25 protein-coding genes are annotated in these 23,128 nt (G+C 69.7%); 16 read left to right on the top strand and 9 right to left on the bottom strand.

Annotated elements, in window-relative coordinates; translation table 11 throughout:
* Positions 1-12: 12 nt before the first annotated feature.
* The 8 genes from paaK to KZX17_RS11880 all read left to right on the top strand — a co-directional run bounded on the left by paaK (position 13) and on the right by KZX17_RS11880 (position 7,296).
* Positions 13-1,320 (top strand): phenylacetate--CoA ligase PaaK, encoded by a 1,308-nt coding sequence (gene paaK, locus KZX17_RS11915; protein ID WP_248173773.1) that lies wholly within the window; start codon positions 13-15, stop codon positions 1,318-1,320.
* Positions 1,321-1,384: 64 nt separating this feature from the next.
* Positions 1,385-2,359 (top strand): 1,2-phenylacetyl-CoA epoxidase subunit PaaA, encoded by a 975-nt coding sequence (gene paaA, locus KZX17_RS11910; RefSeq protein WP_374107942.1) that lies wholly within the window; start codon positions 1,385-1,387, stop codon positions 2,357-2,359.
* A complete protein-coding gene (paaB, locus tag KZX17_RS11905) occupies positions 2,359-2,664 on the top strand; it encodes a 1,2-phenylacetyl-CoA epoxidase subunit PaaB (RefSeq protein ID WP_248173767.1) in 306 nt (101 codons plus the stop codon). Before paaA ends, paaB begins: the two co-directional genes overlap by 1 nt.
* Entirely contained in the window at positions 2,661-3,488 is an 828-nt protein-coding gene (paaC, locus tag KZX17_RS11900) for a 1,2-phenylacetyl-CoA epoxidase subunit PaaC (RefSeq protein WP_248173765.1), read from the top strand. Before paaB ends, paaC begins: the two co-directional genes overlap by 4 nt.
* Complete coding sequence (gene paaD / locus KZX17_RS11895; RefSeq protein ID WP_248173763.1) at positions 3,485-3,970, top strand: 1,2-phenylacetyl-CoA epoxidase subunit PaaD; 486 nt, start codon at positions 3,485-3,487, stop codon at positions 3,968-3,970. The genes paaC and paaD overlap by 4 nt, the downstream gene beginning before the upstream one ends.
* Positions 3,971-3,989: 19 nt before the next feature.
* Complete coding sequence (gene paaE / locus KZX17_RS11890) at positions 3,990-5,135, top strand: 1,2-phenylacetyl-CoA epoxidase subunit PaaE (RefSeq protein WP_248173760.1); 1,146 nt, start codon at positions 3,990-3,992, stop codon at positions 5,133-5,135.
* Between the two features lie 7 nt (positions 5,136-5,142).
* Positions 5,143-5,913 (top strand): enoyl-CoA hydratase/isomerase family protein, encoded by a 771-nt coding sequence (locus KZX17_RS11885; protein ID WP_248173757.1) that lies wholly within the window; start codon positions 5,143-5,145, stop codon positions 5,911-5,913.
* A gap of 60 nt (positions 5,914-5,973) precedes the next feature.
* Positions 5,974-7,296 carry an MFS transporter gene (locus tag KZX17_RS11880; RefSeq protein WP_248173754.1) on the top strand — a complete coding sequence of 441 codons (1,323 nt, stop codon included), beginning with the start codon at positions 5,974-5,976 and terminating at the stop codon, positions 7,294-7,296.
* 218 nt (positions 7,297-7,514) lie between these two features.
* Here the strand turns inward: KZX17_RS11880 and KZX17_RS11875 are convergent, their stop codons facing one another.
* Both KZX17_RS11875 and KZX17_RS11870 read right to left on the bottom strand, forming a co-directional pair.
* The gene (locus KZX17_RS11875) at positions 7,515-7,727 is read right to left on the bottom strand and encodes a helix-turn-helix transcriptional regulator (protein ID WP_248173751.1); all 213 of its coding nucleotides are present in this window, start codon (positions 7,725-7,727) and stop codon (positions 7,515-7,517) included.
* Complete coding sequence (locus KZX17_RS11870) at positions 7,727-8,173, bottom strand: DUF2975 domain-containing protein (RefSeq protein ID WP_282443629.1); 447 nt, start codon at positions 8,171-8,173, stop codon at positions 7,727-7,729. Before KZX17_RS11870 ends, KZX17_RS11875 begins: the two co-directional genes overlap by 1 nt.
* A gap of 107 nt (positions 8,174-8,280) precedes the next feature.
* On the opposite strand from KZX17_RS11870, the gene KZX17_RS15215 reads away from it, so the two are divergent.
* Positions 8,281-9,216, top strand: a complete 936-nt coding sequence (locus tag KZX17_RS15215; protein WP_248173747.1) for an AEC family transporter — start codon at positions 8,281-8,283, stop codon at positions 9,214-9,216.
* 3 nt (positions 9,217-9,219) lie between these two features.
* Here the strand turns inward: KZX17_RS15215 and KZX17_RS11860 are convergent, their stop codons facing one another.
* A complete protein-coding gene (locus KZX17_RS11860; RefSeq protein ID WP_248173733.1) occupies positions 9,220-9,981 on the bottom strand; it encodes an SDR family oxidoreductase in 762 nt (253 codons plus the stop codon).
* A 137-nt stretch (positions 9,982-10,118) separates the two neighbouring features.
* Between KZX17_RS11860 and KZX17_RS11855 the strand changes: the two genes are divergently transcribed.
* From KZX17_RS11855 to KZX17_RS11840, 4 genes are all read left to right on the top strand, one after another.
* Positions 10,119-10,592: an NfeD family protein gene (locus KZX17_RS11855; protein ID WP_248173730.1), complete on the top strand. Its 474-nt coding sequence runs from the start codon at positions 10,119-10,121 to the stop codon at positions 10,590-10,592.
* Positions 10,589-11,530, top strand: a complete 942-nt coding sequence (locus KZX17_RS11850; RefSeq protein WP_248173727.1) for an SPFH domain-containing protein — start codon at positions 10,589-10,591, stop codon at positions 11,528-11,530. The genes KZX17_RS11855 and KZX17_RS11850 overlap by 4 nt, the downstream gene beginning before the upstream one ends.
* The gene (locus KZX17_RS11845) at positions 11,527-12,303 is read left to right on the top strand and encodes a glycerophosphodiester phosphodiesterase family protein (RefSeq protein ID WP_248173724.1); all 777 of its coding nucleotides are present in this window, start codon (positions 11,527-11,529) and stop codon (positions 12,301-12,303) included. Before KZX17_RS11850 ends, KZX17_RS11845 begins: the two co-directional genes overlap by 4 nt.
* A gap of 106 nt (positions 12,304-12,409) precedes the next feature.
* Positions 12,410-12,781: an RNA polymerase-binding protein RbpA gene (locus KZX17_RS11840; protein ID WP_248173721.1), complete on the top strand. Its 372-nt coding sequence runs from the start codon at positions 12,410-12,412 to the stop codon at positions 12,779-12,781.
* Between the two features lie 3 nt (positions 12,782-12,784).
* Here KZX17_RS11840 and lnt read toward each other — a convergent pair whose 3' ends face one another.
* The 6 genes from lnt to KZX17_RS11810 are packed head-to-tail and all read right to left on the bottom strand — an operon-like array spanning position 12,785 to position 18,610.
* Positions 12,785-14,338, bottom strand: coding sequence for an apolipoprotein N-acyltransferase (gene lnt, locus KZX17_RS11835; protein ID WP_248173718.1), 1,554 nt, complete (start codon positions 14,336-14,338; stop codon positions 12,785-12,787).
* A gap of 23 nt (positions 14,339-14,361) precedes the next feature.
* Positions 14,362-14,904, bottom strand: a complete 543-nt coding sequence (locus KZX17_RS11830) for a gamma carbonic anhydrase family protein (protein WP_248173715.1) — start codon at positions 14,902-14,904, stop codon at positions 14,362-14,364.
* 11 nt (positions 14,905-14,915) lie between these two features.
* Entirely contained in the window at positions 14,916-16,418 is a 1,503-nt protein-coding gene (locus tag KZX17_RS11825) for an amidohydrolase family protein (RefSeq protein WP_248173712.1), read from the bottom strand.
* Positions 16,415-17,068, bottom strand: coding sequence for an FMN-binding negative transcriptional regulator (locus KZX17_RS11820; protein WP_248173709.1), 654 nt, complete (start codon positions 17,066-17,068; stop codon positions 16,415-16,417). Before KZX17_RS11820 ends, KZX17_RS11825 begins: the two co-directional genes overlap by 4 nt.
* A gap of 13 nt (positions 17,069-17,081) precedes the next feature.
* Entirely contained in the window at positions 17,082-18,074 is a 993-nt protein-coding gene (locus tag KZX17_RS11815; protein ID WP_248173706.1) for an Fpg/Nei family DNA glycosylase, read from the bottom strand.
* Positions 18,074-18,610 (bottom strand): ribose-5-phosphate isomerase, encoded by a 537-nt coding sequence (locus tag KZX17_RS11810; RefSeq protein ID WP_248173704.1) that lies wholly within the window; start codon positions 18,608-18,610, stop codon positions 18,074-18,076. The genes KZX17_RS11815 and KZX17_RS11810 overlap by 1 nt, the downstream gene beginning before the upstream one ends.
* A gap of 123 nt (positions 18,611-18,733) precedes the next feature.
* Here KZX17_RS11810 and pepN point away from each other — a divergent pair, with 123 nt between their 5' ends.
* The 3 genes from pepN to KZX17_RS11795 all read left to right on the top strand — a co-directional run bounded on the left by pepN (position 18,734) and on the right by KZX17_RS11795 (position 23,122).
* Complete coding sequence (gene pepN / locus KZX17_RS11805) at positions 18,734-21,283, top strand: aminopeptidase N (protein ID WP_248173702.1); 2,550 nt, start codon at positions 18,734-18,736, stop codon at positions 21,281-21,283.
* 106 nt (positions 21,284-21,389) lie between these two features.
* Entirely contained in the window at positions 21,390-22,304 is a 915-nt protein-coding gene (locus KZX17_RS11800) for an ABC transporter ATP-binding protein (RefSeq protein WP_248173700.1), read from the top strand.
* The gene (locus KZX17_RS11795) at positions 22,301-23,122 is read left to right on the top strand and encodes an ABC transporter permease subunit (protein ID WP_248173698.1); all 822 of its coding nucleotides are present in this window, start codon (positions 22,301-22,303) and stop codon (positions 23,120-23,122) included. The genes KZX17_RS11800 and KZX17_RS11795 overlap by 4 nt, the downstream gene beginning before the upstream one ends.
* Positions 23,123-23,128 lie beyond the last annotated feature (6 nt).

Below are 23,128 nucleotides of genomic sequence, written 5' to 3'. Positions count from 1 at the left end.
GAAGGAGACGCGATGTCGAAGACGACCACCGCTGCCCCCGTCCGCGCTGCGACGGCGCCGGAGGCGATCTCGCGCGCCGAGCTCGAAGCGCTGCAGCTCGAGCGACTGCAATGGACGGTCCACCATGCGTGGGAGCACGTGCCGCTGTACCGCCGGAAGTTCGCCGATGCCGGCGTCACGCCCGACGACATCCGCTCGCTCGACGACGTCCGTCGGCTGCCCTTCACCACGAAGGAGGACCTGCGGGAGACCTACCCGTTCGGCATGTTCGCCGTGCCGATGGAACAGGTCCGGCGCATCCACGCGTCGTCCGGGACGACGGGTCGTCCGACGGTCGTCGGGTACACCGAGGGCGACCTCTCCCGGTGGGCCTCGCTCGTCGCGCGATCGCTGGGTGCGGCCGGCATCACCGCCGGGATGCGGGTGCACAACGCGTACGGCTACGGGCTCTTCACGGGCGGACTCGGCGCGCACGCGGGCATCGAGGCGCTCGGTGCCACCGTCATCCCGATGTCGGGCGGACAGACCGCCCGGCAGGTGCAGCTGATCCGCGACTTCGAACCGGCCGCGATCCTCTGCACGCCCAGCTATCTGCTGACCATCGCGGATGCGATCGAAGCGGCCGGCATGGATCCTCGCGCGACGTCGCTGCGCGTCGCGGTGCTCGGGGCCGAGCCGTGGACGAATGAGATGCGGTCCGAGATCGAGCGCCGGCTGGCGATCGACGCCGTCGACATCTACGGCCTGAGCGAGGTCATGGGTCCCGGTGTCGCGAGCGAGAGCGTGCTGACGAAGGACGGTCCGCACATCTGGGAGGACCACTTCCTGCCGGAGGCGATCGACGGGGCGACGGGGGAGCGGGTCGCGGACGGCGAGCTCGGCGAGCTCGTCTTCACCTCGCTCACGAAGGAGGCGTTCCCCGTCATCCGCTATCGCACGCGTGATCTCACTCGGCTCCTGCCCGGCACCGCGTACCCCGCCATGCGGCGGATGGAGAAGATCACCGGCCGCAACGACGACATGATCATCCTCCGCGGCGTCAATCTCTTCCCCACGCAGATCGAGGAGCTCGTGATGGGGATCGAGACCCTGACGCCGCATTTCGTCCTCGAGCTGACGAAACACGGCCGGATGGACTGCATGACGGTGCGCATCGAGCGCCACCCGGCGCTCGAACGGTCGGTCTGTGAGGCGGCGGCGAAGGTGCTGCAGCAGCGGATCAAGGTGCACATCGGCACGACCGTCGACGTCGAGCTCGAGGAGCCCGGCGCGCTGCCTCGCAGCGAGGGCAAGTACAAGCGCGTCTACGACAACCGCTGACCCATTGCCGCCGCGAGCGGCCGACGCTAAACTTACTGAACGATCGTTCTGGAAAGGATCGATGATGACTCCTTCGCCCGAGCTCACCGTCGTGACCGACGATGCCGACGAGCAGTCGCACTTCGACGGGCTCATCGCCGCCGAGCAGCGGATCGAGCCTCGGGACTGGATGCCGGCGGCGTACCGCAAGACGCTCATCCGCCAGATCTCGCAGCACGGTCACTCCGAGATCATCGGCATGCAGCCCGAGGGCAACTGGATCAGCCGCGCACCGAGCCTCAAGCGCAAGGCGATCCTCATGGCGAAGGTCCAAGACGAAGCGGGTCACGGGCTCTACCTGTACTCCGCGGCCCAGACGCTCGGCATCACGCGCGACGAGATGACGCAGCAGCTCATCGACGGCAAGGCCAAGTACTCGTCGATCTTCAACTACCCGACGCCGACATGGGCCGACATGGGGGCGATCGGCTGGCTGGTGGACGGCGCCGCGATCGCGAACCAGGTGCCCCTGTGCCGGGCGTCCTACGGTCCGTACGGCCGCGCGATGGTGCGGATCTGCAAGGAGGAGTCGTTCCACCAGCGTCAGGGGTTCGAGATCCTGCTCACGCTCATGCAGGGCACGCAGGCTCAGCGTGACATGGCGCAGGACGCGGTGGACCGGTGGTACTGGCCGAGCCTCATGATGTTCGGTCCGCCCGACGACCAGTCGCCGAACTCCGCGCAGTCGATGGCGTGGAAGATCAAGCGGTTCTCGAACGACGAACTGCGGCAGCGGTTCATCGGGATGCTGGTGCCCCAGGCCGAGATCCTCGGGGTGACCCTGCCGGATCCCGAGCTCCGCTACGACGCGGATGCCGGGCGCTGGCACACGAGCGAAATCGACTGGACCGAGTTCCACGAGATCCTCGCCGGCCGCGGGCCGATGAACGCGGTGCGTCTCCAGAACCGCCGCCGTGCCCACGAGGACGGCGCGTGGGTCCGCGAGGCTGCGGCCGAGTATGCGCGCAAGCGCGCCGAGCGTGCGGCGGAGGTGGCCTGATGGCGACGCCGGGAGCGACCTCGGGGGAGACCTGGCCGCTGTGGGAGGTGTTCGTCCGCGCGGGCCGCGGCCTCAGCCACGTCCACGTCGGTTCGTTGCACGCGCCCGACGCGGAGCTGGCGCTGCGGAACGCACGCGACCTGTACACCCGTCGGAACGAGGGCGTCTCGATCTGGGTCGTGCCGTCCGAGGCGGTCACCACGAGTGACCCCGACGCGAAGGGCGCCTTCTTCGAAAGCCCTGCGGGCAAGAACTACCGCCACGCCGTGTACTACACGGCGACCGAAGGGGTGCCGCACCTGTGAGCGGGGCCGACGACGTGCACGGCGACGTGACGGTCGACACGATCGACCTCGCGTCCGAGCTGAGCGGCGCGGAGGGTCGCGCGAGCTCCGCCGACCTCGCGGAGTACGCCCTCCGCCTCGGCGACGACGCGCTCATCCTCGCGCAGCAGCTCTCGGGCTGGATCGCCCGGGCGCCCGAGCTCGAGGAAGACGTCGCCCTCGCCAACATCGCCCTGGATCTGCTCGGGCACGCGCGATCGCTGCTGCGGTTCGCCGGCACCTGGGACGGGCGCAGCGAGGACGACCTCGCATACCTCCGCGACGAGGTCGAGTTCCGCTCCGCCTGGCTGTTCGAGCAGCCGAACGGGGACTTCGCGCACACGATCGCGCGCCAGCTGGCCGCATCCGTCTACATGTTCGAGCTCTACTCGGCACTGTCGGCCTCGTCCGATCCGACGATCGCCGCCGTGGCGGCGAAAGCGGTGAAGGAGGTCGATTACCACCGTGATCACGCCGTGCAGTGGACGCTCCGGCTCGGTGACGGAACGGACGAGTCGCACCGACGGATGGCCGTCGCCGTGCAGGACGTGTGGCCGTACGTGGCGGAGCTCTTCGAGGACGACGAGCTGATCGACCGCCTCGGCACCGCCGCCGTCCGGCCGTCCACGCTCCGCCCTCGCTTCGACGAGGTGATCGACGAGGTGCTGCGCGAGGCGACACTGGAGGTCCCCGATGTGCCGCCGGCCATGGGTCGGGGCCGCACGGGCGGGCACTTCCCGACGCTCGGCTACCTCCTCGCCGAGATGCAGGTGCTCGCTCGTCAGCACCCGGGGGCGACGTGGTGACGGCGACGGCCGACGCGTGGCGCATCGCGGCATCCGTCCACGACCCCGAGGTGCCGGTCCTCACCATCGAGGACCTCGGCATCCTGCGGGACGTGCGCGAGGACGCCGGGCAGGTGACGGTGACGGTCACGCCGACCTACTCGGGGTGCCCCGCGATGGACACGATCCGGCAGGATCTCGAGCTCGCGTTCTCAGCAGCCGGATACGACCGGATCCACGTCACCACCGTGCTGTCGCCTGCGTGGACCACCGACTGGATGACCGACCAGGGCAAGCGCAAGCTCGAGGCGTACGGCATCGCGCCGCCGACGGGCACGGCCGCAGCCGCCACGGGACCGATCCGGGTCGCGCTCGCGGTGAAGTGCCCGCAGTGCGGGTCGCTTCGCACCCGCGAGGTGTCGCGCTTCGGATCGACCTCCTGCAAGGCGCTCTTCGAGTGCCTCGCCTGCCTCGAACCCTTCGATCACTTCAAGGTGCACTGACATGACGGATGCGTCGACGATGACGGACCCTGCAGCGATCGCGGACGCGCTGGTGTCGAGCGCGGTCGGCGGCGCGCGTGGACCCCGCGCCCGAGCCCGATTCCACACGCTCGCGGTGAGCGACATCCGGCCCCTCACGGCCGACGCCGTGGAGGTGACCTTCGAGATCCCGGAGCGTCTCGTCGACGAGTACCGGTACCTGCCGGGGCAGTACGTGGCTCTGCGCACCACCCTGGACGGCGAGGACGCCCGACGCTCCTACTCGCTCTGCCGGCCCCCGAGCCGGACATCCATCAGCGTCGCGATCAAACGCGACCACGGGGGTCGCTTCTCGACCTGGGCGCAGGAGGGACTGCGGGTCGGCGACGAACTCGAGGTCATGAGCCCGCAGGGCGGATTCACGTCGAGCATCGATGATCTCGCGGCGGTGCACGTGGCCGGTATCGCCGCGGGCTCGGGCATCACCCCGCTCATGTCGCTCGCGACGACCGTCCTGGCACGCTCGGCGACCGCGCGTTTCAGCCTGGTCTACACCAACCGCTCCACGAAGGACGTCATGTTCCTCGAGGAACTCGCCGACCTCAAGGACCGGTACCCGACGCGGTTCGCGCTGCACCACGTGCTCTCACGCGAGCAGCGGGCGGCGCCGGTGCTGTCCGGGCGGATCGACGAGGAGCGGCTCGGACGCATCCTCGACGGCCTGGTCCGGCCCGAGACGGTCGATGAGTGGTTCCTCTGCGGACCCCTCGAGCTCGTCCAGCTCTGCCGCGAGACCCTCCGCGTCCGGAGCGTGGAGGACGAGCGGGTGCGCTTCGAGCTGTTCTCGACGGGGGAGGAGAGACGAGGACCCCGGCCACCCGTCGTCGTCCGCGACGATGCGCCGACCGTGACGATCGAGTTCACGCTCGACGGCCAATCCGCGACGGTCGACAGTCCCGTCGACGCGAACGAGTCGATCCTGGATGCCGCGCTCCGCGTCCGCCCGGACGTGCCCTTCGCGTGCGCCGGGGGAGTGTGCGGCACCTGTCGGGCCCGGGTGCTCGCAGGATCCGTGCACATGACCGACAACTACGCCCTCGAGCCCGACGAGCTCGACCGCGGCTACGTGCTCACTTGTCAGTCCCACCCGACCACCGACCGCGTCACGGTCGACTACGACAGCTGAGGCATCCGTGATCGATCTCCAGATCCAGGGCGACGTCGCCCACATCCGCCTCGACAATCCCGCGCGGCTCAACGCTCTCGACGAGCAGGCCGTGCGCGATCTCCACGAGGCGTACCGGGCAGCGGGCCGTGAAGGGGTGCGCGCGCTGACGCTGACGGGGGAGGGGCGGTCCTTCTGCGCCGGACGCGACATCTCCGGCGTCGATCCCCGCGACGACGACGTGCTCGGCTACCTCGAAGGTCTGGTCGCGCCCCTCATGCGGACGATGGCGGAGTTCCCCGCGCCGACCTTCGCCGTGGCGCAGGGCGCGGCGCTGGGGGTCGGACTCGGCCTCCTCATCGCAACCGACGTCGTCTACGTCGCAGACGACGCGAAAATCGGGTCGCCCTTCGCCGCCCTCGGGGCCACGCTCGACTCCGGCGGCCACGCGCTGTTCTTCGAGCGCCTCGGCGCGCACCGGGCGCTCGACCTCATCTACACCGGCAGGCTGATGTCCGGGGAGGAGGCGGTGCATGCCGGTCTCTTCTCACGGTGCTATCCCGCCGCCGAGCTCGAGCAGGCGGTCCAGGATGCCGCGACCACCGCGGCTGCGGGTGCGACGCAGGCGTTCGTCGCGAGCAAGCGTCTGATCGCGCAGCTGCGCGCGCATCGAGTCGGACTGTGGGACGCGATCTCCGCGGAGAACCGCGCGCAGGCTGCGCTCTGCGACACCGCCGACTACCGCGAGGGGTTCGCGGCGTTCCAGGAGAAGCGGCGTCCAGAGTTCCGAGGTCGCTGACCTTCACACGTCCCCGCGGGAGGGCCCGTCCCGTACGTCACCTCGAACGATGGAGTTCACATGGCAACCGATACGTCCGCTCGGCCCCGCACGGGGGCCGCCACGACACGAGAAGAACGAAGGGTGCTCGCCGGCACCCTCGTCGGCACGTCGATCGAGTGGTACGACTTCTTCATCTATGCGCAGGCGGCGGGGCTCGTCCTCGCGCCGCTGTTCCTCGCCCCGCTGGCCGAGTCGAACCCCGGCGCTGCACAGGTGCTCTCGTTCGCGACGATCGGCATCTCGTTCCTGTTCCGACCGCTGGGCGCCGTCGTGGCCGGGTGGCTGGGCGACCGGATCGGGCGCAAGAAGCTCCTCGTCTTCACCCTCATCATGATGGGCGTCTCGACCTCTCTGATCGGTGTGCTCCCGACCTACGAGGCGATCGGCATCGCCGCGCCGATCCTCCTCATCACCCTGCGCATCCTGCAGGGGTTCTCGGCGGGAGGGGAGTGGGGCGGTGCCGCGCTCCTGTCCGTCGAGCATGCGCCGAAGGGGCGCCGCGGCTTCTTCGGTGCCTTCCCGCAGATCGGCGTCCCAGTCGGGATGATCCTCGCGACGGGGACGCTGTGGATCCTCACGTCGTCGATGACGCCGGAGGCGTTCCTGGCGTGGGGCTGGCGAGTGCCGTTCCTGCTGTCGATCGTCCTCATCGTCGTCGGATACATCATCCGTCGCGCCGTGGAGGAGAGCCCCGTCTTCGAGGACCTGCTGCGCCGTCGCAAGGAGTCGTCCGCGCCGCTCGGCCAGCTGTTCCGGGGGAACTGGCGCGAGGTCGCGCTGACCGCGGTCGTGTTCATCGGCAACAACGCGGCCGGGTACCTGCTCATCGCCTTCTTCTCGACCTATGCGGTGGCGGCGCTCGGGATGGATCGGCCCACGGTCCTGCTGGCCACGGCGCTCGCATCGTTCGGCTGGCTCGCGTTCACACTCTGGGGCGGCCGGCTCTCGGACCGTCTGGGCAGGGTCCGGACCTTCCAGATCGGCTACATCGTCCTGGCGCTGTGGGCAGTGCCCATGTGGTTCCTCATCGACACCGCGAACATCCTCTGGTACTTCGTGGCACTCTTCGTGATGACGTTCGGGCTGGGACTGTCCTACGGCCCGCAGGCCGCCCTGTACGCCGAGCTGTTCCCGGCGAACGTGCGCTACTCGGGCGTCTCGATCGGCTACGCACTGGGGGCGATCCTGGGTGGGGCGTTCGCACCGATGATCGCCGAGGCGCTGCTGAACGCAACCGGGATGTCCTGGACGATCGGCGTCTACATCGCGGTCGTCGCACTCATCTCGCTCGTCGGCGTCTCGCTCATCAAGGAACCGAAGGACGTCGACCTGCACGCCTGAGCGCCGCGCGCACGGTGGTCCACCCGGCACGACGACGGGTGGACCACCGTGCAGCAGGGGACGGCACTCGTCAGCGACCTGACATAATGTGCATTATCGGATATCCCTCATTCCATCTCAATCCCGCGAAACTGCAGTCGCGCGTCGAGACAGCGGGGTGACGCCGCAGTCTCGACGCCCACGTGCTGTCTCGCGGGCGTGCGGGCGCGCGAGGACGTTCAGTCCGCGCCCGGCTCCCACCGCAGGAGGTCGCCCGGTTGGCAGTCCAGTGCTTCGCACAGCGCATCGAGCGTCGTGAATCGCACGGCCTTCGCGCGCCCGTTCTTCAGCACCGCGAGGTTCGCGGGCGTGATGCCGATACGCGTCGACAGCTCGCCGACAGACATCTTCCGACGCGCGAGCATGACGTCGATGTCGACGACGATGGGCATCAGACGACCTCGTCGAGCTCGGTGCGCATGGCGATCGCCTTCCGCAGCAACGACTTCATGACCACGACGACGAGGGCCACACCGCCCGTCGCCAATGCCGCCCCGAACACGAGGGCGACGACGCCCGGCGGGGCCTCACCCGGTACCAGCATGCTCGCCAGGGCTGCCGTCAGCACAGCGGCGACGGCGATCGCGCCGATGACGACGTCGACGAATCGGAACGCGCGTGACGTGAAGACCGCGCCGGCCGCCGCCATCGACACGAGGCGCCAGATGCACAGCGCCACGACCTGGAGGCAGACGATCCAGAGGACGATGATGCTCACGGCGGCGACTCGCACGCCCGCCGGCGCATCGACCAGATCCGCCCAGATGGTCGGCACGATGAGGAGCTGCACCGCAAGCGAGCCGACGAGCGAGAGGGCGAGGATGATGCGGAGGACCATGATCGTGATCGGATGCACGTGATCTCCATTCGATAGGTATCTCTCGAAAAACGATAGTCACTCCCCCGATGCGAAGCAAGCACTGGCAGTCGTTCTAGGCTCGGAGCGTGCTCGAGGTGCTCACGGGATTCGTCGTCATCGGTGTGGCGATCCTCGTCGGCTGGATCATCGGGCGGATCGACCTGCTCGGCCCGACCGGCGGCCAGGTCCTCAGCAGACTGACGTTCTTCGTCCTCAGCCCGTTCCTCCTCTTCGTCGTGCTCTCGCAGGCAGACGTCGCGACCCTGTTCTCCGCACTGCTCCCGGTGTCCGCCATCACGGCATTCGTGGTCTTCGCCCTCTTCACCGTCGTGTCGCGGTTCGTCTGGCGGCGCCCCGCCGGAGAGGTGCTCATCGGTGCGCTGTCCGCGGGTCAGGTGAACTCGAACAACATCGGCATCCCGCTCTCGCTGTACCTGCTCGGCAGTGCGGCGTTCCCCGCCCCCGTCATCCTGTTCCAGCTGCTCGTGCTCACACCGATCACCATGGCGATCTTCGAGGCGCTGACCTCCCCCACCGGGCGGCGACCCTGGCCGATCATCCGTCGCACGGTGTCGAACCCGATCGTCATCGGCTCGGTGCTCGGCACGGTGGTGTCGGCGACCGGCATCCCGCTCCCGGCAATCGTCATCGATCCGCTGGAACTGGTCGCGAACGCCGCCGTCCCCGTCCTGCTCATCAGCTACGGCATCTCCCTCAACGGGCAGCGCGTGCTCGGAACGTCGGGTCGGCGACGCGACATCCTCCTCGCGAGCGGCCTGAAGCTCTTCGCGATGCCGCTCATCGCCTGGGCGATCGCCGCATTCGCGTTCCGCCTCTCCCCCGCCGAGATCCTCGTCGTGACCGTGCTGGCGGCGCTCCCGACCGCACAGAACGTCTTCAACTACGCGCAGCGGTACGCGACGGGTCAGACCCTCGCGAGGGATACCGTCTTCGTCACGACGATCGGATGCGTCCCGGTGCTGTTCCTCGTCGTGATCCTGCTCGGCCCTGCGGCCGGTTGACCGTCAGCCCTCGAACGAGCTGACGTCGCCGATGAGGCGTGTGTTGTCGGCCGGGATCGGCTCGAGGGCCGCTCGAGCGACCTCGGCGGCGAACTCCGACACGTTGTAGAGCTTGCCCGCGCTCTCGCGGCGGGCCTCGATGGCGCCGGGGTTCGCACGTTCGAGGAGCGTCGCCGTGATCGTGCCCTCGATCATGTCGCCGGAGACGACCACGAACTCGACGCCCTGCTCGGTGAGCGCCGGGATGCGCTCGCGGAGTGCGTCCTCACCGGCACGCTTCGACCTCGCGACGGGTTCGTACTCCGGCATGGTCGGGGTCGTGTGGATGAAGTGAGCCTGGTGGCTCGTGACGAAGACCACTCGTCCGCCTTCGGGGATCAACGGCAGTGCTGCCTCGAGGGCACCGACCTGCGCGTCGCGGTTGAGAGTGAGGGCGTAGTCCTCCGCCATCCCGCCCTCCATTCCGCCAGAGGCGTTGAGGACGAGGATGTCGAGGGATCCGAAGCGCTCCCGGACCGCTCGGAACATCTCGGCGACGGATGCCGCATCCGTCAGGTCCGCACCGACGGTGAGCACCTCGACACCGAGCCCGCGCAGCTCCGTCGCGAGCTTCTCCGCGCGGGGCGCCTTGTTGCGGAAGTTGATGACGACGTTCGCGCCCGCCTGTGCGAGGTAGCGAGCGGTGTCGGCACCGATGCCGCGTGAGGATCCGGTGACCAGGGCGGTCTTGCCGGTCAGGGATGCGGCGGGAAGGGGCTGCGACATGGGGCTCTCCTGCGAGGTGCTCGGCGGATGGCGCGAGACGGACGGGGCATCGACGAGCCTATCAATCACGCCCGTTCCGTCCTGCCGGAGACCCCGGCCTGTATGGTTCGAGGAGACGGTGACGGAAGGAGCCGCCGATGATGTTCCCGGACCTCGTCCAGTACCTGTGGATCGCGTGGTTGGTGCTCGCGGTGCTCTTCGTGATCATCGAACTGCTCACGCTGGAGTTCACGTTCTTGATGCTCGCGTCCGGGACGCTCATCGGCGGGCTCGGGGTGAACCTCCTGGGCGGGACGTGGTGGCTGCAGGTGCTCGCCGCAGCGGCGGTCTCGGCGCTGCTGCTGTTCACCATCCGCCCGCTGCTCCTGCGAGCGCTCCACCGCTCCAGCCAGCACATCCCCACGAACGTCGACGCTCTGACCGGGATGTCGGCGCGCGTCGTCGGCGCGTTCACCGATGGCGACGGATCGGTGAAGCTCGACAACGGTGAGACCTGGACCGCCCGCCTCGCCGACGCCTCCGCATCCGTCGCACCCGGTCAACGCGTGACCGTCACCGCCGTCCGCGGCGCCACCGTCGTGGTCGCGCCCGAAGAAGGGACCCCCGCATGACCCTCCCCCTCAGCGTGAACGTCGGCGCCTTCGTCGGCCAGATCTTCGTGGTGGTCCTCCTCGTCGTCGTGGCGATCTTCGTCGTCGTCGTCCTGTTCCGCGCGATCCGGATCATCCCGCAGGCCTACTCGGGGGTCGTGGAACGGCTCGGCCGCTACCAGCGCACGCTCTCCCCCGGTCTGAACATCCTGATCCCGTTCATCGACCGCCTGCTGCCGCTCGTCGACATGCGCGAGCAGGTGGTGTCGTTCCCGCCGCAGCCGGTCATCACCGAGGACAACCTCGTCGTCTCGATCGACACCGTCGTCTATTTCCAGGTCACCGACGCCCGCGCGGCCACGTACGAGATCAATAACTACCTCGGCGCCGTCGAGCAGCTCACCACCACCAACCTCCGCAACGTCGTCGGCGGCCTCAACCTCGAGGAGGCGCTGACCAGCCGGGACAACATCAACACGCAGCTTCGCGTGGTGCTCGATGAAGCGACCGGCAAGTGGGGCATCCGCGTCTCACGCGTCGAGCTGAAGGCCATCGACCCGCCCGTGTCGATCCAGGACTCGATGGAGAAGCAGATGCGCGCCGAGCGGGACCGCCGCGCCGCGATCCTCACCGCCGAGGGTTCCAAGCAGTCGCAGATCCTCGAGGCCGAAGGCCGCCGCCAGGCGGAGATCCTCCGCGCGGAGGGCGACAAGCAGGCCGCGGTCCTGCGTGCCCAGGGCGAGGCGGAAGCGATCCAGTCGGTGTTCGACGCCATCCACAAGGGCAACCCCGACGAGAAGCTACTCGCCTACCAGTACCTGCAGACGCTGCCGAAGATCAGCGAAAGCTCGTCGAGCAAGCTCTGGATCATCCCCAGCGAGTTCACCGACGCGCTGAAGTCCTTCAGCACGGCGTTCGGCGGCGACAAGCACGTCGAGGGGACGACGCCGGCTCCATGACGCACCCGTGGTTCCGCGGCGAGGAGACACCCCGCACCCTCGCCCACCGGGGCTTCGTGCCGCCCGATTCCGAACACGTCGTCGAGAACTCCGTCGCTGCACTCGCCGCGGGGCGCGCAGCCGGCACCGTCTACCTCGAGTCGGACTGCCATCTGACGGCGGACGGCGACGTGGTCCTGTTCCACGACGACGACCTGCGCCGCGTGACCGGCGACGCGAGACTCGTCGCCGACGTGCGGACGCGTGAGCTCGTCGAGATCATGTCGACACGCGGTGGCCTCGCGCTCCTTCGCGACGTGCTCGACGCGTTCCCCGACGCGCGATTCAATCTGGATGTGAAGGCGGATGCCGCGGCTGAGGCCGTCGGTGAGGCCGTCGCGCGCGAGGCGCACCGCGTGTTGCTCACGAGCTTCTCGGACGACCGGCGTCAGGCGGCGCTCGCGGCTGCGGCGGCTCGAGGCGGGACGCCGGCGACGTCGGCGGGATCGCGGACACTGGGCCGGGTCGTCGCGGCCCTCGCCGCGAGGCTCCCCCGGCTCGCGGCGAGACACCTCACCGGCCTCGATGCGCTGCAGGTCCCGGAACGGCACCGCGGGCTGCGTATCGTCTCACCCCGGCTGATCGACGCCGCGCACCGGGCGGGCGTCGAGGTGCACGTGTGGACGGTCAACGACGTCGAGACGATGACACGCCTCATCGGTATGGGCGTCGACGGGATCGTCACCGATCGCGCCGACCTCGCCCGGGCCGTGGTCTCGGATCGCGGCGTATAACCCGCGGCCCTGGAGATCGGCTGTGAATAGCACATCTCCTGAGGTCTTCTCGGATGATCCGCACAGGTGGGTTCGTTATACCTGAGGACGACGAGAGGACCACACAATGGCAGATCGCAGCCTGCGCGGCATGCGACTCGGCGCTTCGAGCCTACAGAGCGAAGAAGGCGTCGTGTTCGTGGAGCGCACCAACCACACCTACGTCTGCACGCAGTGCGAGCGCGAGACCGTTCTGACGTTCGCTGCCGATGCAGAGGTTCCCGAGGCCTGGGAGTGCCGCACCTGCGGCGCAGAGGCGCTTCGACGGATCGGCGACACGGTCGCCGAGGTCGACCACTCCGGTGACAAGGCGGCCCGTACCCACTGGGACATGCTCCTGGAGCGCCGCACCATCCCCGAGCTCGAGGAGCTCCTCGAGGAGCGCCTCGGCCTGCTCCGCGCTCGCCGTGGCGAGGACGCGGGCAAGCTGAGCGCCTGACCCTCACACTTCAGCGGCGCCGTCCTTCGCGGGCGGCGCCGCTTTCGTGCGCCTGCGGACCAGGAGACCCAGGACGAGCAGCGCCGGCAGGGCGGACCAGCCGAGGATCCACCGGACCGCTGGGCCGATGATGACGGCGGGCGTGAGCCCGGTGCGCAGCGGGACGTCCACGAGCAGGTGACCGGCGGTGTCGGCCGCGAGCCCGTCGATGACCGTGCCGTCCGGGGCGATGACCTGGCTGGTGCCGACGGTCGAGATGTTGACGACGGCGCGTCCGGTCTCGATCGCCCGCATGCGGGCGAAGCCCAGCTGCTGCAGGTTCTCGTCGGTTCCTCGGAAGTCGGCGTTGTTCGTCTGGAACATGTAGACCTCGGCGCCGTCCTGCGCGCCATCCCAGATGACGTCGTCGTAGATGACGTCGAAGCAGATCGCCAAGCCCACACCGACGCCGTTCACATCGAAGAAGGGCGGATTGGACCCCGGGGTGTACTCGCGCTGGATCAGCCCGATGAGGTCGGGCACGATCGCCTCGAAGAACCAGCGGTCGGGGACGTACTCCCCCATCGGCACGGGGTTGGCCTTGTCGTGGATGTCGAGCGGATTCTCCGCGCCGGCCTGCCAGAGCATCGAGCTGTTGTACACGTGGTCACCGCGCTCGGTGGCGGCGTTCACGATGAGTGGGGCGTCGACGTCGAGCGAGAGCTGATCAAGCGCCGCGGCGATCGAGTCGTTGCCCAGGGGGTCCGCGTCGACCCCTCCTTCGGGCCACAGCAGCACATCGATGTCCTGGCCGAAGAGGGGACGGGATGCCTCGAGCTGGGCGCGGTAGACGTCGTACGCCTCACGCCGGTCGAAGTAGCCCGACGGGCCGTTGCCCTGGACCGCGCCGACGCGCATCGTCCCCGCATCCGTCGTCGGGAACTGCGGGACGAGGAGAAGGACCAGGGCGCCGGTCACGGCCGGGATCGCGAGCGGGAGCCGCCGCCACACCCGCAGGCGCACCGCTTCGATCGCGGCCGCGACGACGAACGTCATCGCGAAGGTCAGGCCGCTCACCCCCACCCACGACGCGAGTTCGGCGAGCGGACTCGCCGCCTGGCTCATCCCGAGCCGGCCCCAGGGGAACCCGGTGTAGGGCCACGAACCGAGGAACTGCTCGCGTGCGGTCCACGCCGCGGCGACCAGGGCGGGAAGCACGATGACGCGCGCCCATGCGCCCGGCAGCAGGCGCGGAAGCCACCGGTAGGACAGCGTGATGAGCACGGCACCCGCCGCGCTGAGCACCGTCTCGACCCCGGCCAGTCCGAACCACGGGATCGGACCGAGGTACCGGGTGATCCACACGATGTGGATGAGGGTGAAGGATGCTGCGAAGGCCGCGCCGACGGCGACCGACCCCCACAGCGATCGTCCGATCAGCGTGACGAGCGAGACCGCGACGCCGACGAACGCGAGCGGCCAGATGCCGACGTCCGGATACGCCAGGTCGAGGACCGCGCCACCGGCGACCGCGACGGGAAGAGCGAGCCAGAGCGGGAGCAGCGGGCGCACGTGCACCGTCGAAGCCTAGGCGAGCCCGGCTATGCCGGGGCTGAGGATGCCCCGCCGTGGCGCGCGGCGTGCGCGAGGTACACCTCGGCGTTCCGGCGGAGCCCCGCGCGCTCGTCCTCGGTCAGCTCGCGCCGCACCTTCGCCGGCACGCCGGCGACCAGTGACCCGTCGGGCACGACGGTGCCCTCGAGCACGACGGCTCCTCCGGCGACGAGGCATCCTGCGCCGATGGCCGCGCCCGAGAGGACGACGGCGCCCATGCCGATCAACGAGCCGTCACCGATCCGGCAGCCGTGCACGACGGCGTTGTGCCCGATCGAGACGTCCTCGCCGATCTCGACCGGGTGCGTCGCGTCCACATGGACGGAGACGTTGTCCTGCACGTTGCTGCGCGCGCCGACCGTGATGTCGGCGCTGTCGCCTCGGAGGACCGCGTTGTACCAGACGCTGGATTCGGACCCGAGGGTGACCGAGCCCACCACGCGGGCTCCGGCGGCGACGAACGCGTCTGCGGCGAGGGCGGGCTCGGCGCCCGGGAGGGCGACGACGGATGCATCGCGTGACACGGTCATGAGCTGTCCTCTCAGACGGCGATGTGGGTGAGGCGGCCCGCGATCAGCGTCGCCGCCACCGTCGTGCCGCGGAGCGCGCGGTCGTCGGCGGTCAGCGGATCGCGGTCGATGAGCGCGAGGTCGGCTGTGGAGCCGGGCTCGAGGGCGCTGCCTGCGTGCGACCCGCCCGAGGTCGATGCCGCCAGTGCGGTTGCGGCATCGAGCGCCTGATCCGGATGCCACGGCTCTCGACCGTCGCGGGTCCGGTGCACGGCAGCCGCCATCGCCGCCCACGGGTCGAGGGGTGAGACCGGTGCGTCGGATCCGAACAGCAGGTTGGCCCCGGATGCCGCCAGGGCGCGGAGCGGATAGGGCAGCGCGGTCTGCGACGCCCACACCGAATCGGTGAGATCCCGATCGTCGACGGCGTGTTCGGGCTGCACGCTCGCAGCGACGCCCAGTCGGGCGAATCGAGGGATGTCCGCGTGGGCCACGAGCTGAGCGTGCTCGATCGTTCCCGTCGCGCCCGACACGGCGAAGGCGTCGAGCGCGTGGGAGTTCGCGACGTCGCCGATCGCGTGGATCGCGCATGACAGTCCTGCCCCGGTCGCCCGGGTCATGAGGTCGAGGAGGTCGTCCGGCGGAACGGTGAGCACACCGAAGTTCGCCGGATCGCCGGGATAGTGATGCGAGCATGCCGCGGTGCGCGTCCCGAGGGAGCCGTCGGTGATGGCCTTCAACGATCCCATGCGGACGAGCCCGGCGGGATCGAGGGCATCGCCCGTCTCGAGACCCTCGGCGATCGTCCGATCGAGCAGCGCGGGATAGACCCCGAAGGACACCCGCATGCCGTCGAAGCCGGCATCCAGCCGCCGCGACCAGGAGCCCGCGTTCCACGCCATGTCGAGGTCGACGATGCCCGTGACGCCCTTCGCCGCGGCGCGCCGCAGGGCGTCCGCCACGAGGCGGTCGGCGACGGCGGGATCGACGTCGTTGAGGCGGCGCGAGACCTCGAATGCCGGCTCCTCACGGAGGATCCCGTCGTCGGTGGGGGTCATGGACTCGCGACGGAACGCGGCGGAATTGAGCCACACGCTGTGGACGTCGGCGTTGATGAGGTACGTCGGCACGTCGCCGGTGGCGGCGTCGAGGAGCGCACGAGTCGGCTCGTCCGTCCAGAACGCGTCGCGGAAGCCGGTGCCGATGCGTCGCCCGTCGGCCAGGATCGGTGCGGCGCCCATGACCGATGCCGCCTCCGCTGCACTGTCGACGTCGCCCAGCTCGACCCGCTGGGTCACCAGGGCCCACTGCACCGTGTGGACGTGGTGGTCCCAGAGCCCGGGCACGAGCCAACCCCCCGTCCCGTCGATCACGAGACCGCGGGTCGCGAGCGCGCCGGCCGGCGCGATGTCGGCGATGATGCCGTCCCGCAGATGCACGTCCACCGGATCATCGCCGAAGGGGTCCGTCCGGCCCGCTCCGGTGAGCCGCACGCCGGTGATGACCCCGACCCGCTCGCCGCGCGCGGCGCTCACGCGCCGGTCCCCCGGGCCGCGCGCATCGCGTCGTGTGCGCGGCGCATCTCGGCAGCGAGTGCGGGATCGGCATACGGACTCGCCCCGGCATCCAACCGGTCAATGATCGTGTCGACCACGTCGTCGGGCTTGTTCTGACTGAGCTTGCGTTTCGCGGTCACGTTCGTCGGGGTCAGGCGGAAGCCGACGGTCCCTCGCTCCAGGCGCCGGATGAAGTCGGGATCGTTCGGCGCCTGCCACATGCGGCGGGGCTCCGGCATCCCGTCCTCGAAGCGGTCGACGAGTCGCTCGAGGACCGCGAGGTTGTCCTCCGCCGGGAGGATCTCCGGGACGCCGCGCAGGTGCACGGAGACGAAGTTCCACGTCGGGACCCCGGGACCGTCGCCGTACCAGCCCGGCGAGACGTAGCCGTGCGGCCCCTGCACGACGACCAGGATCTCCCGCTCCCCCAGTCCGTGCAGCAGGTCGTCGGGACGACCGACGTGCCCGACGATCGTCAGGTCGTCGCGCTCCTCATCCAGGAGGACCGCGTAGTGCGAGGCCACGAGTCCGCCGTCGGTGTCGCTGACGATCGTGACCCACGGATGCCGGTCGATGACCCGCCTGATCTCGGCGACGTCCGTGAAGGCGAAGCTCGGATTCTGTCTCATCGGTGTCCCTCGGTCAGGCCTGGCACCTGGGGCACCAGTAGAGCTTGCGGGTCGCCATCTCCTCGAGGACGATCTCGGTGCCGCACACGCGACACGGCAGACCCGCGCGGTGGTACACCCAGTGCCGGTCGTCGCGATGGGCCATCGCCCGCCGATACGCCTCCGGGTCGAGGTCGTCCATCGTCATCATCTGGCCGGTCTCCACACCGATCGCCAGGAGCCGCACCCAGTCACGCCACAGCGCTCGGACGGTCTCCTCGGGGACGTCGCGTCCCGGCGTGTGCGGATTCAGGTTCGCGCGGAAGAGCATCTCGGCGCGGTAGACGTTGCCGATGCCGCTGACCACCTTCTGGTCCATGAGCAGCTGACCGATCGGCGTCGGCTTCTTCCGGACCGCGGCGACAAAGCGCTCCTCCCCCTCCGCGACGTCGTCGACGAGGGGGTCTGGGCCCAGCGACGCTACGGTCGCGAGCATCTCGTCGACTGTCTGGAGCTGGCACGCCGTCGGTCCGCGAAGATCCGCGCACGTCGCATTCGTGAGCAGACGCAGCCGCACCTGGCCCACGATCGGCGGCGGCCACTCCTGGTCGTCCGCCGCCGCGAGATCCTTCGTCTGCTCGCTCATCCGCACGGCCCCGCGCGCTCGCCTGGGAGCGCCGATCGATGAGAGCGAGTTCTCCCCGGCGGTGTCGAAGACGGGGTCGACACCGCGCTGGTTGGTCTGGCCCATGCGTCCGTTCGCGGAGGCGATCGTCGGATCGAGCAGCACGTCGCCCGCGAAGTCCCAGGCACCGTAGATCCCGAGGTGGACGCGCAGCCACACATCGGCGTCGAACTCCAGGAACATCTGCTTGCCGACGGCTCGCACCTGCGTCGGGACGCTTCCGTCGAGGACCGCCGCCCCATCGGCGAACCGGCCCTGCGGACTGGATGCCGCGACCCGCCGCCCGACGAAGTTCCGATCGAACTGCCGGGCGATGCGATGGACGGAATGCCCCTCCGGCATCAGCCTGCTTCCGGATCGAAGGTGTCGGACGCGTCGAGGACGTCGGCCGTCGCCGATCGCGGGTCGGGCTCGAGCGATCCGTCTGTTTCGTAGGCGGCGAGCTGCGCGATCCGGCGGGCGTGACGCTCCTCCCCCGAGAACGGGGTCGCGATGAAGCGGTCGATGAAGCCGGCGGCCTCGTCGAAGGTGTGCTGGCGTGCGCCGATCGCGATCACGTTCGCATCGTTGTGCTCGCGGGCGAGCTCCGCGGTGGCCAGGCTCCAGACGAGGGCGGCACGCACGCCCCGCACCTTGTTCGCCGCGATCTGCTCGCCGTTGCCCGATCCGCCGAAGACGACGCCGAGCGTCTCGACGCCGGCCGCCTGATCGCGGACGACCGCCTGGGCGGCGCGGATGCAGAACGACGGGTAGTCATCGAGCGGGTCGTAGTCCACCGGACCGTGGTCCACGACGTCGTGGCCGGCTTCGGCGAGGTGGTGCTGCAGGCGGGTGGAGAACTCCAGGCCCGCGTGATCGGTCGCGATGTGGATGCGCATGTGACGATTCTAGGGAGCACGCTCCCCCGTACCGGCGGCCTGTCGGCGTAGGCTGGACCGGTTGCCACCGGCGCCAGCAGCGCCCGTCCGCGGCATCCACCCTCACCCCTGGGAGACACGCACGTGCCTGGAGAGAACCTCACCCGCATCGAAGCGCAGGAGCGCCGCGCGATCGTCGAGACGCAGTCGTACGACATCGCGCTCGATCTCACCACCGGCGACGAGGTCTTCGCGTCGCGCAGCACGGTCCGCTTCACGGCGACCGAGGGCGCAGCGACGTTCATCGACCTCATCGCGCGCGAGGTGCGCGAGATCACCCTCAACGGTCGTCGGATCGATCCGGCGGCGGCCTTCGCCGACTCGCGCATCGCACTCGACGGACTCGCCGCCGACAACGAGCTGACGATCGTCGCCGACTGCGAGTACACGAACACCGGCGAGGGCCTGCACCGTTTCGTCGACCCGGTCGACGGCGAGGTCTACCTGTACTCGCAGTTCGAGGTCCCCGACTCCCGTCGCGTGTACGCGGTCTTCGAGCAGCCCGACCTGAAGGCGACGTTCCGCTTCACCGTCACTGCGCCGAGCAGGTGGAAGGTCGTCTCCAACTCCCCGACGCCCGAACCGCAGCTCGCCGGCGACGGCTCCGCGACCTGGTCGTTCGAGCCGACCCCGCGCATCTCGTCGTACATCACCGCCCTCGTCGCCGGCCCCTACGAGCAGGTGTTCTCCGAGCTGACGAGCGCCGACGGCCGTGTCATCCCGCTGGGCGTCTACGCACGGAAGAGCCTGTGGCAGTACCTCGACGCGGACTACATCTTCGAGAAGACCCGGCAGGGCTTCGCCTACTTCGAGGACAAGTTCGGCGTCCCCTACCCCTTCGAGAAGTACGACCAGCTCTTCGTGCCCGAGTTCAACGCGGGCGCGATGGAGAACGCCGGAGCGGTGACGTTCACCGAGACCTACGTCTTCCGCTCGAAGGTGACGGACGCCGTCAAGGAGCGTCGCGTCGTCACCATCCTGCACGAGCTGGCGCACATGTGGTTCGGCGACCTCGTCACGATGAAGTGGTGGAACGACCTGTGGCTGAACGAGTCGTTCGCCGAGTGGGCGTCGACGATCGCGACCGCCGAGGCGACGGAGTGGACCGAGGCCTGGACGACGTTCAACGCCATGGAGAAGACCTGGGCCTACCGCCAGGATCAGCTGCCCTCGACCCACCCCGTCTTCGCCGCCATCAACGACCTCGAAGACGTCCAGGTGAACTTCGACGGCATCACGTACGCGAAGGGCGGCTCGGTCCTGAAGCAGCTCGCCGCATGGGTGGGCATCGACGCCTTCTTCGGTGGCGTATCGGCCTACTTCCAGAAGCACGCCTGGGGCAACACCGAGCTGAGCGACCTGCTGGTCGAGCTCGAGGCCACGAGCGGTCGCGAGCTGACGTCGTGGTCGAAGAAGTGGCTCGAGACCGCGGGCGTGAACACGCTCGCCCCCGAGATCCGGACCGACGGCGACGGCGTCATCACGCGCTTCGCGATCGTGCAGACGGCCCCAGCGGACTACCCGACCATCCGCCCCCACCGTCTCGGCGTGGGCTTCTACTCCCTCGACGGCGACGCATTGGTGCGCACCCATCACGTCGAGCTCGACGTCGACGGCGACCTCACCGAGGTCCCGGAGCTGAAGGGCCACCGTCAGCCCGACCTCGTGCTGCTCAACGACGACGACCTGGCCTACGCGAAGATCCGGCTCGACGAGCGGTCGCTGCGCACCGCCACGGCGCACCTCAGCAGCATCAGCGACCCGCTCGCACGGTCGCTGGTGTGGGGTGCGGCGTGGGACCAGACGCGCGACGCCGAGGCATCCGCCAGCGAGTACCTCGACCTCGTCCTCCAGAACATCGCGAGCGAGACCGAGTCCACCACCGTCCGCACGACGCTGGCGCAGCTGCAGCTCGCGGCGAACTCGTACGTCGCCCCGGGCTCCCGCGACGCCGCCCGCGAACGCGTCGCGGACGGTCTGTGGGAGCTGGCCCAGGCGGCCGAGCCGGGCAGCGACAGCCAGCTGCAGTTCGTGTCCGCCTTCGCATCCGCGGCCGCCACGCCGTCGCAGTGGGACCGCGTCGCCCGGCTGCGCTCGGGCGAGTCGACCCTCCCGGGTCTCGACGTGGACGCGGACCTCTCCTGGGCGCTGCTCGTCTCCCTTGCTGCCGGCGGCGTCGTCGATGCGTCGGACATCGACGCCGCGCTCGAGGCCGACAACACCGCGAAGGGCGGCGAGTTCGCCGCCCAGGCCCGCGCTGCGCTGCCGACGATCGACGCCAAGCGGGCGGCGTGGGCGTCGCTCGTGGACAGCGCCGACCTGCCGAACACGGTCGTCCGCTCGGTGGCCGCCGGCTTCGTGCACCCCGCCGGCACGGCGGTGCTGGGCGAGTTCGTCGATGCGTACTTCGCCATGCTGCTGCCGGTCTGGGAGTCGCGCACCTATCAGATCGCCCAGTATCTGATCGTCGGGCTCTACCCCGCACCGCTCGCGGACGTCGCGCTGCGCGACGCCACGCGCCGGTGGCTCGCGGAGCACAAGGATGCTCCCGCGGCACTGCGGCGGCTCGTGAACGAGAACCTGGCGGGCGTCGAGCGCGCACTCTCGGTCCAGGACCGCGACCAGCAGGACTGAGGTCCCGCATCCGTGAGGGGGCGTCGTACCACGGTAGGACGCCCCCTCACGCATATCGGTCTCACGGGGGACGCGCGGGGCCGCCGGGCTCCGTAGCGTCGGAGTCATGATCGTTGCAGAAGGCCTCACCAAGAGGTACGGAGACAAGACCGCCGTCGACGGGATCGACTTCGCCGTCCAGCCGGGCAAGGTGACCGGATTCCTCGGCCCGAACGGCGCGGGGAAGTCGACCACGATGCGCATGATCGTGGGGCTCGATCGGCCGACGGCCGGGCGGGTGACCCTCGACGGCCGCGAGTACCGGGCGATGCGGTCCCCGCTCACCGAAGTCGGGATCCTGCTCGACGCGAAGGCGGTCCACACGGGGCGGAGTGCCCGGAACCACCTGCGCGCGATGGCCGCGACCCACGGCATCCCGCGGTCGAGGGTCGATGAGGTCATCGAGATCACCGGACTCCAGAGCGTCGCCGGCAAGCGCGCGGGCGGATTCTCGCTCGGCATGGGACAGCGGCTCGGCATCGCTGCCGCTCTGCTCGGCGACCCGCGCATCCTGATCCTCGACGAGCCGGTCAACGGACTCGACCCCGAGGGCGTCCGCTGGGTCCGTCAGTTCGTCCGCGCCCAGGCCGCCGAGGGGCGGACGGTGCTGCTCTCCAGTCACCTCATGAGCGAGATGGCGCAGACCGCCGACCACGTCATCGTCCTCGGAAAGGGCCGGGTCCTGGCGGATGCCGGCATCGACGAGATCGTCCGCGCCTGGACGAGCACGACCGTCGCGGTCAGATCCCCGCGCGCGGACGAGCTCGGAGCCCTGCTCGCCGGTCCAGATGTCACGGTGACGTCGGTCGAGTCGGGCCTGCTCGAGGTGACAGGAGTCGCCGCGTCGACGATCGGCGACACGGCGGCGAACGCCGGCATCGCACTGCACGAACTGACCCCCCGCAGCGGATCGCTCGAGGACGCCTACCTGGCCCTCACCGAAGGCGCCGTCGAGTACCACACGAAGGAGGTCGGCCGATGACCACGACCATCGACACCGCACGCCCGCTCCCGTCCGCGACCGGCACAGGGGTCCGTCCCGCCCACCTGTCGTTCTCCCGGCTCGTGCGCAGCGAGACGCTCAAGCTCCTCACACTCCGCTCGACCTGGTGGTCCCTCGGCGTGACTGCGGCGCTGGCCGTCGGCCTCGCCATCCTCATCGCCGCCGCCTCATCGAGCTTCGGCGGCGGGATGAACGCCGTGACGACGATCGTCGCCCCGACCCAGTTCACGATGCTGGTCGCCGGCATTCTCGGCGCGATGGCCATCACCGGTGAGTACTCGACCGGCATGATCCGCTCGACGCTGACGGCCGAGCCGCGCCGGGGCGCCGTGCTCCTCGCCAAGGCCGTCGTCGTCTCCCTCGTCCTGGCGGTCCTCACGATCGCGACGATCCTCGTCGCGTCCGTCGCGGTCCTGCCGATCATCGGTGCAGATGCGTTCGCCGTCGACGACGCCGCCGCGTTCTGGTGGCCGCTCGCGCTGAGCGTCGTCTCCATGGTCACCTTCGGGCTGCTGGGCCTCGGATGGGGGTTCCTCATCCGGAACGGCGCGGGTGCGATCGCGGCGACCGTCGGGATCCTGTTCGTCCTCCCCATCGTCGTCAGCCTGTTCATGATCGGCGGCGAGTCGTGGCAGTGGCTGGTGGACCTCGGTCGCTGGCTGCCGTCCAACGCGTCCGCGCTCGTGACGACCGACACCGGCAGCGACGACTTCGTCCCCTCGCTCGTGGCGATGCTCGCCTGGCCGGCGGTCGCGCTGCTCGCCGGCTGGACGGTGCTGCGCTCGCGCGACGCGTAAGGTCGT

This window comes from Microbacterium sp. EYE_78 (assembly GCF_023149035.1).
GTDB lineage: Bacteria > Actinomycetota > Actinomycetes > Actinomycetales > Microbacteriaceae > Microbacterium.
The sequence above is the reverse complement of the archived record's forward strand: the minus strand, read 5'-3'. Positions and strand labels throughout refer to the sequence as shown.

Coding starts and splice junctions, on each gene's coding strand:
- KZX17_RS11840 (WP_248173721.1), top strand. CDS start 12,410: ATGGCAGATCGCAGCCTGCGCGGCATGCGACTCGGCGCTTCGAGCCTA.
- KZX17_RS11855 (WP_248173730.1), top strand. CDS start 10,119: ATGATGTTCCCGGACCTCGTCCAGTACCTGTGGATCGCGTGGTTGGTG.
- KZX17_RS11880 (WP_248173754.1), top strand. CDS start 5,974: ATGGCAACCGATACGTCCGCTCGGCCCCGCACGGGGGCCGCCACGACA.
- paaA (WP_374107942.1), top strand. CDS start 1,385: ATGACTCCTTCGCCCGAGCTCACCGTCGTGACCGACGATGCCGACGAG.
- KZX17_RS11800 (WP_248173700.1), top strand. CDS start 21,390: ATGATCGTTGCAGAAGGCCTCACCAAGAGGTACGGAGACAAGACCGCC.
- KZX17_RS11845 (WP_248173724.1), top strand. CDS start 11,527: ATGACGCACCCGTGGTTCCGCGGCGAGGAGACACCCCGCACCCTCGCC.
- paaK (WP_248173773.1), top strand. CDS start 13: ATGTCGAAGACGACCACCGCTGCCCCCGTCCGCGCTGCGACGGCGCCG.
- KZX17_RS11870 (WP_282443629.1), bottom strand. CDS start 8,173: ATGGTCCTCCGCATCATCCTCGCCCTCTCGCTCGTCGGCTCGCTTGCG.
- KZX17_RS11795 (WP_248173698.1), top strand. CDS start 22,301: ATGACCACGACCATCGACACCGCACGCCCGCTCCCGTCCGCGACCGGC.
- KZX17_RS11815 (WP_248173706.1), bottom strand. CDS start 18,074: ATGCCGGAGGGGCATTCCGTCCATCGCATCGCCCGGCAGTTCGATCGG.
- KZX17_RS11810 (WP_248173704.1), bottom strand. CDS start 18,610: ATGCGCATCCACATCGCGACCGATCACGCGGGCCTGGAGTTCTCCACC.
- paaB (WP_248173767.1), top strand. CDS start 2,359: ATGGCGACGCCGGGAGCGACCTCGGGGGAGACCTGGCCGCTGTGGGAG.
- KZX17_RS11875 (WP_248173751.1), bottom strand. CDS start 7,727: ATGCCCATCGTCGTCGACATCGACGTCATGCTCGCGCGTCGGAAGATG.
- KZX17_RS11830 (WP_248173715.1), bottom strand. CDS start 14,904: ATGACCGTGTCACGCGATGCATCCGTCGTCGCCCTCCCGGGCGCCGAG.
- KZX17_RS11820 (WP_248173709.1), bottom strand. CDS start 17,068: ATGAGACAGAATCCGAGCTTCGCCTTCACGGACGTCGCCGAGATCAGG.
- paaE (WP_248173760.1), top strand. CDS start 3,990: ATGACGGACCCTGCAGCGATCGCGGACGCGCTGGTGTCGAGCGCGGTC.
- KZX17_RS11860 (WP_248173733.1), bottom strand. CDS start 9,981: ATGTCGCAGCCCCTTCCCGCCGCATCCCTGACCGGCAAGACCGCCCTG.
- KZX17_RS11850 (WP_248173727.1), top strand. CDS start 10,589: ATGACCCTCCCCCTCAGCGTGAACGTCGGCGCCTTCGTCGGCCAGATC.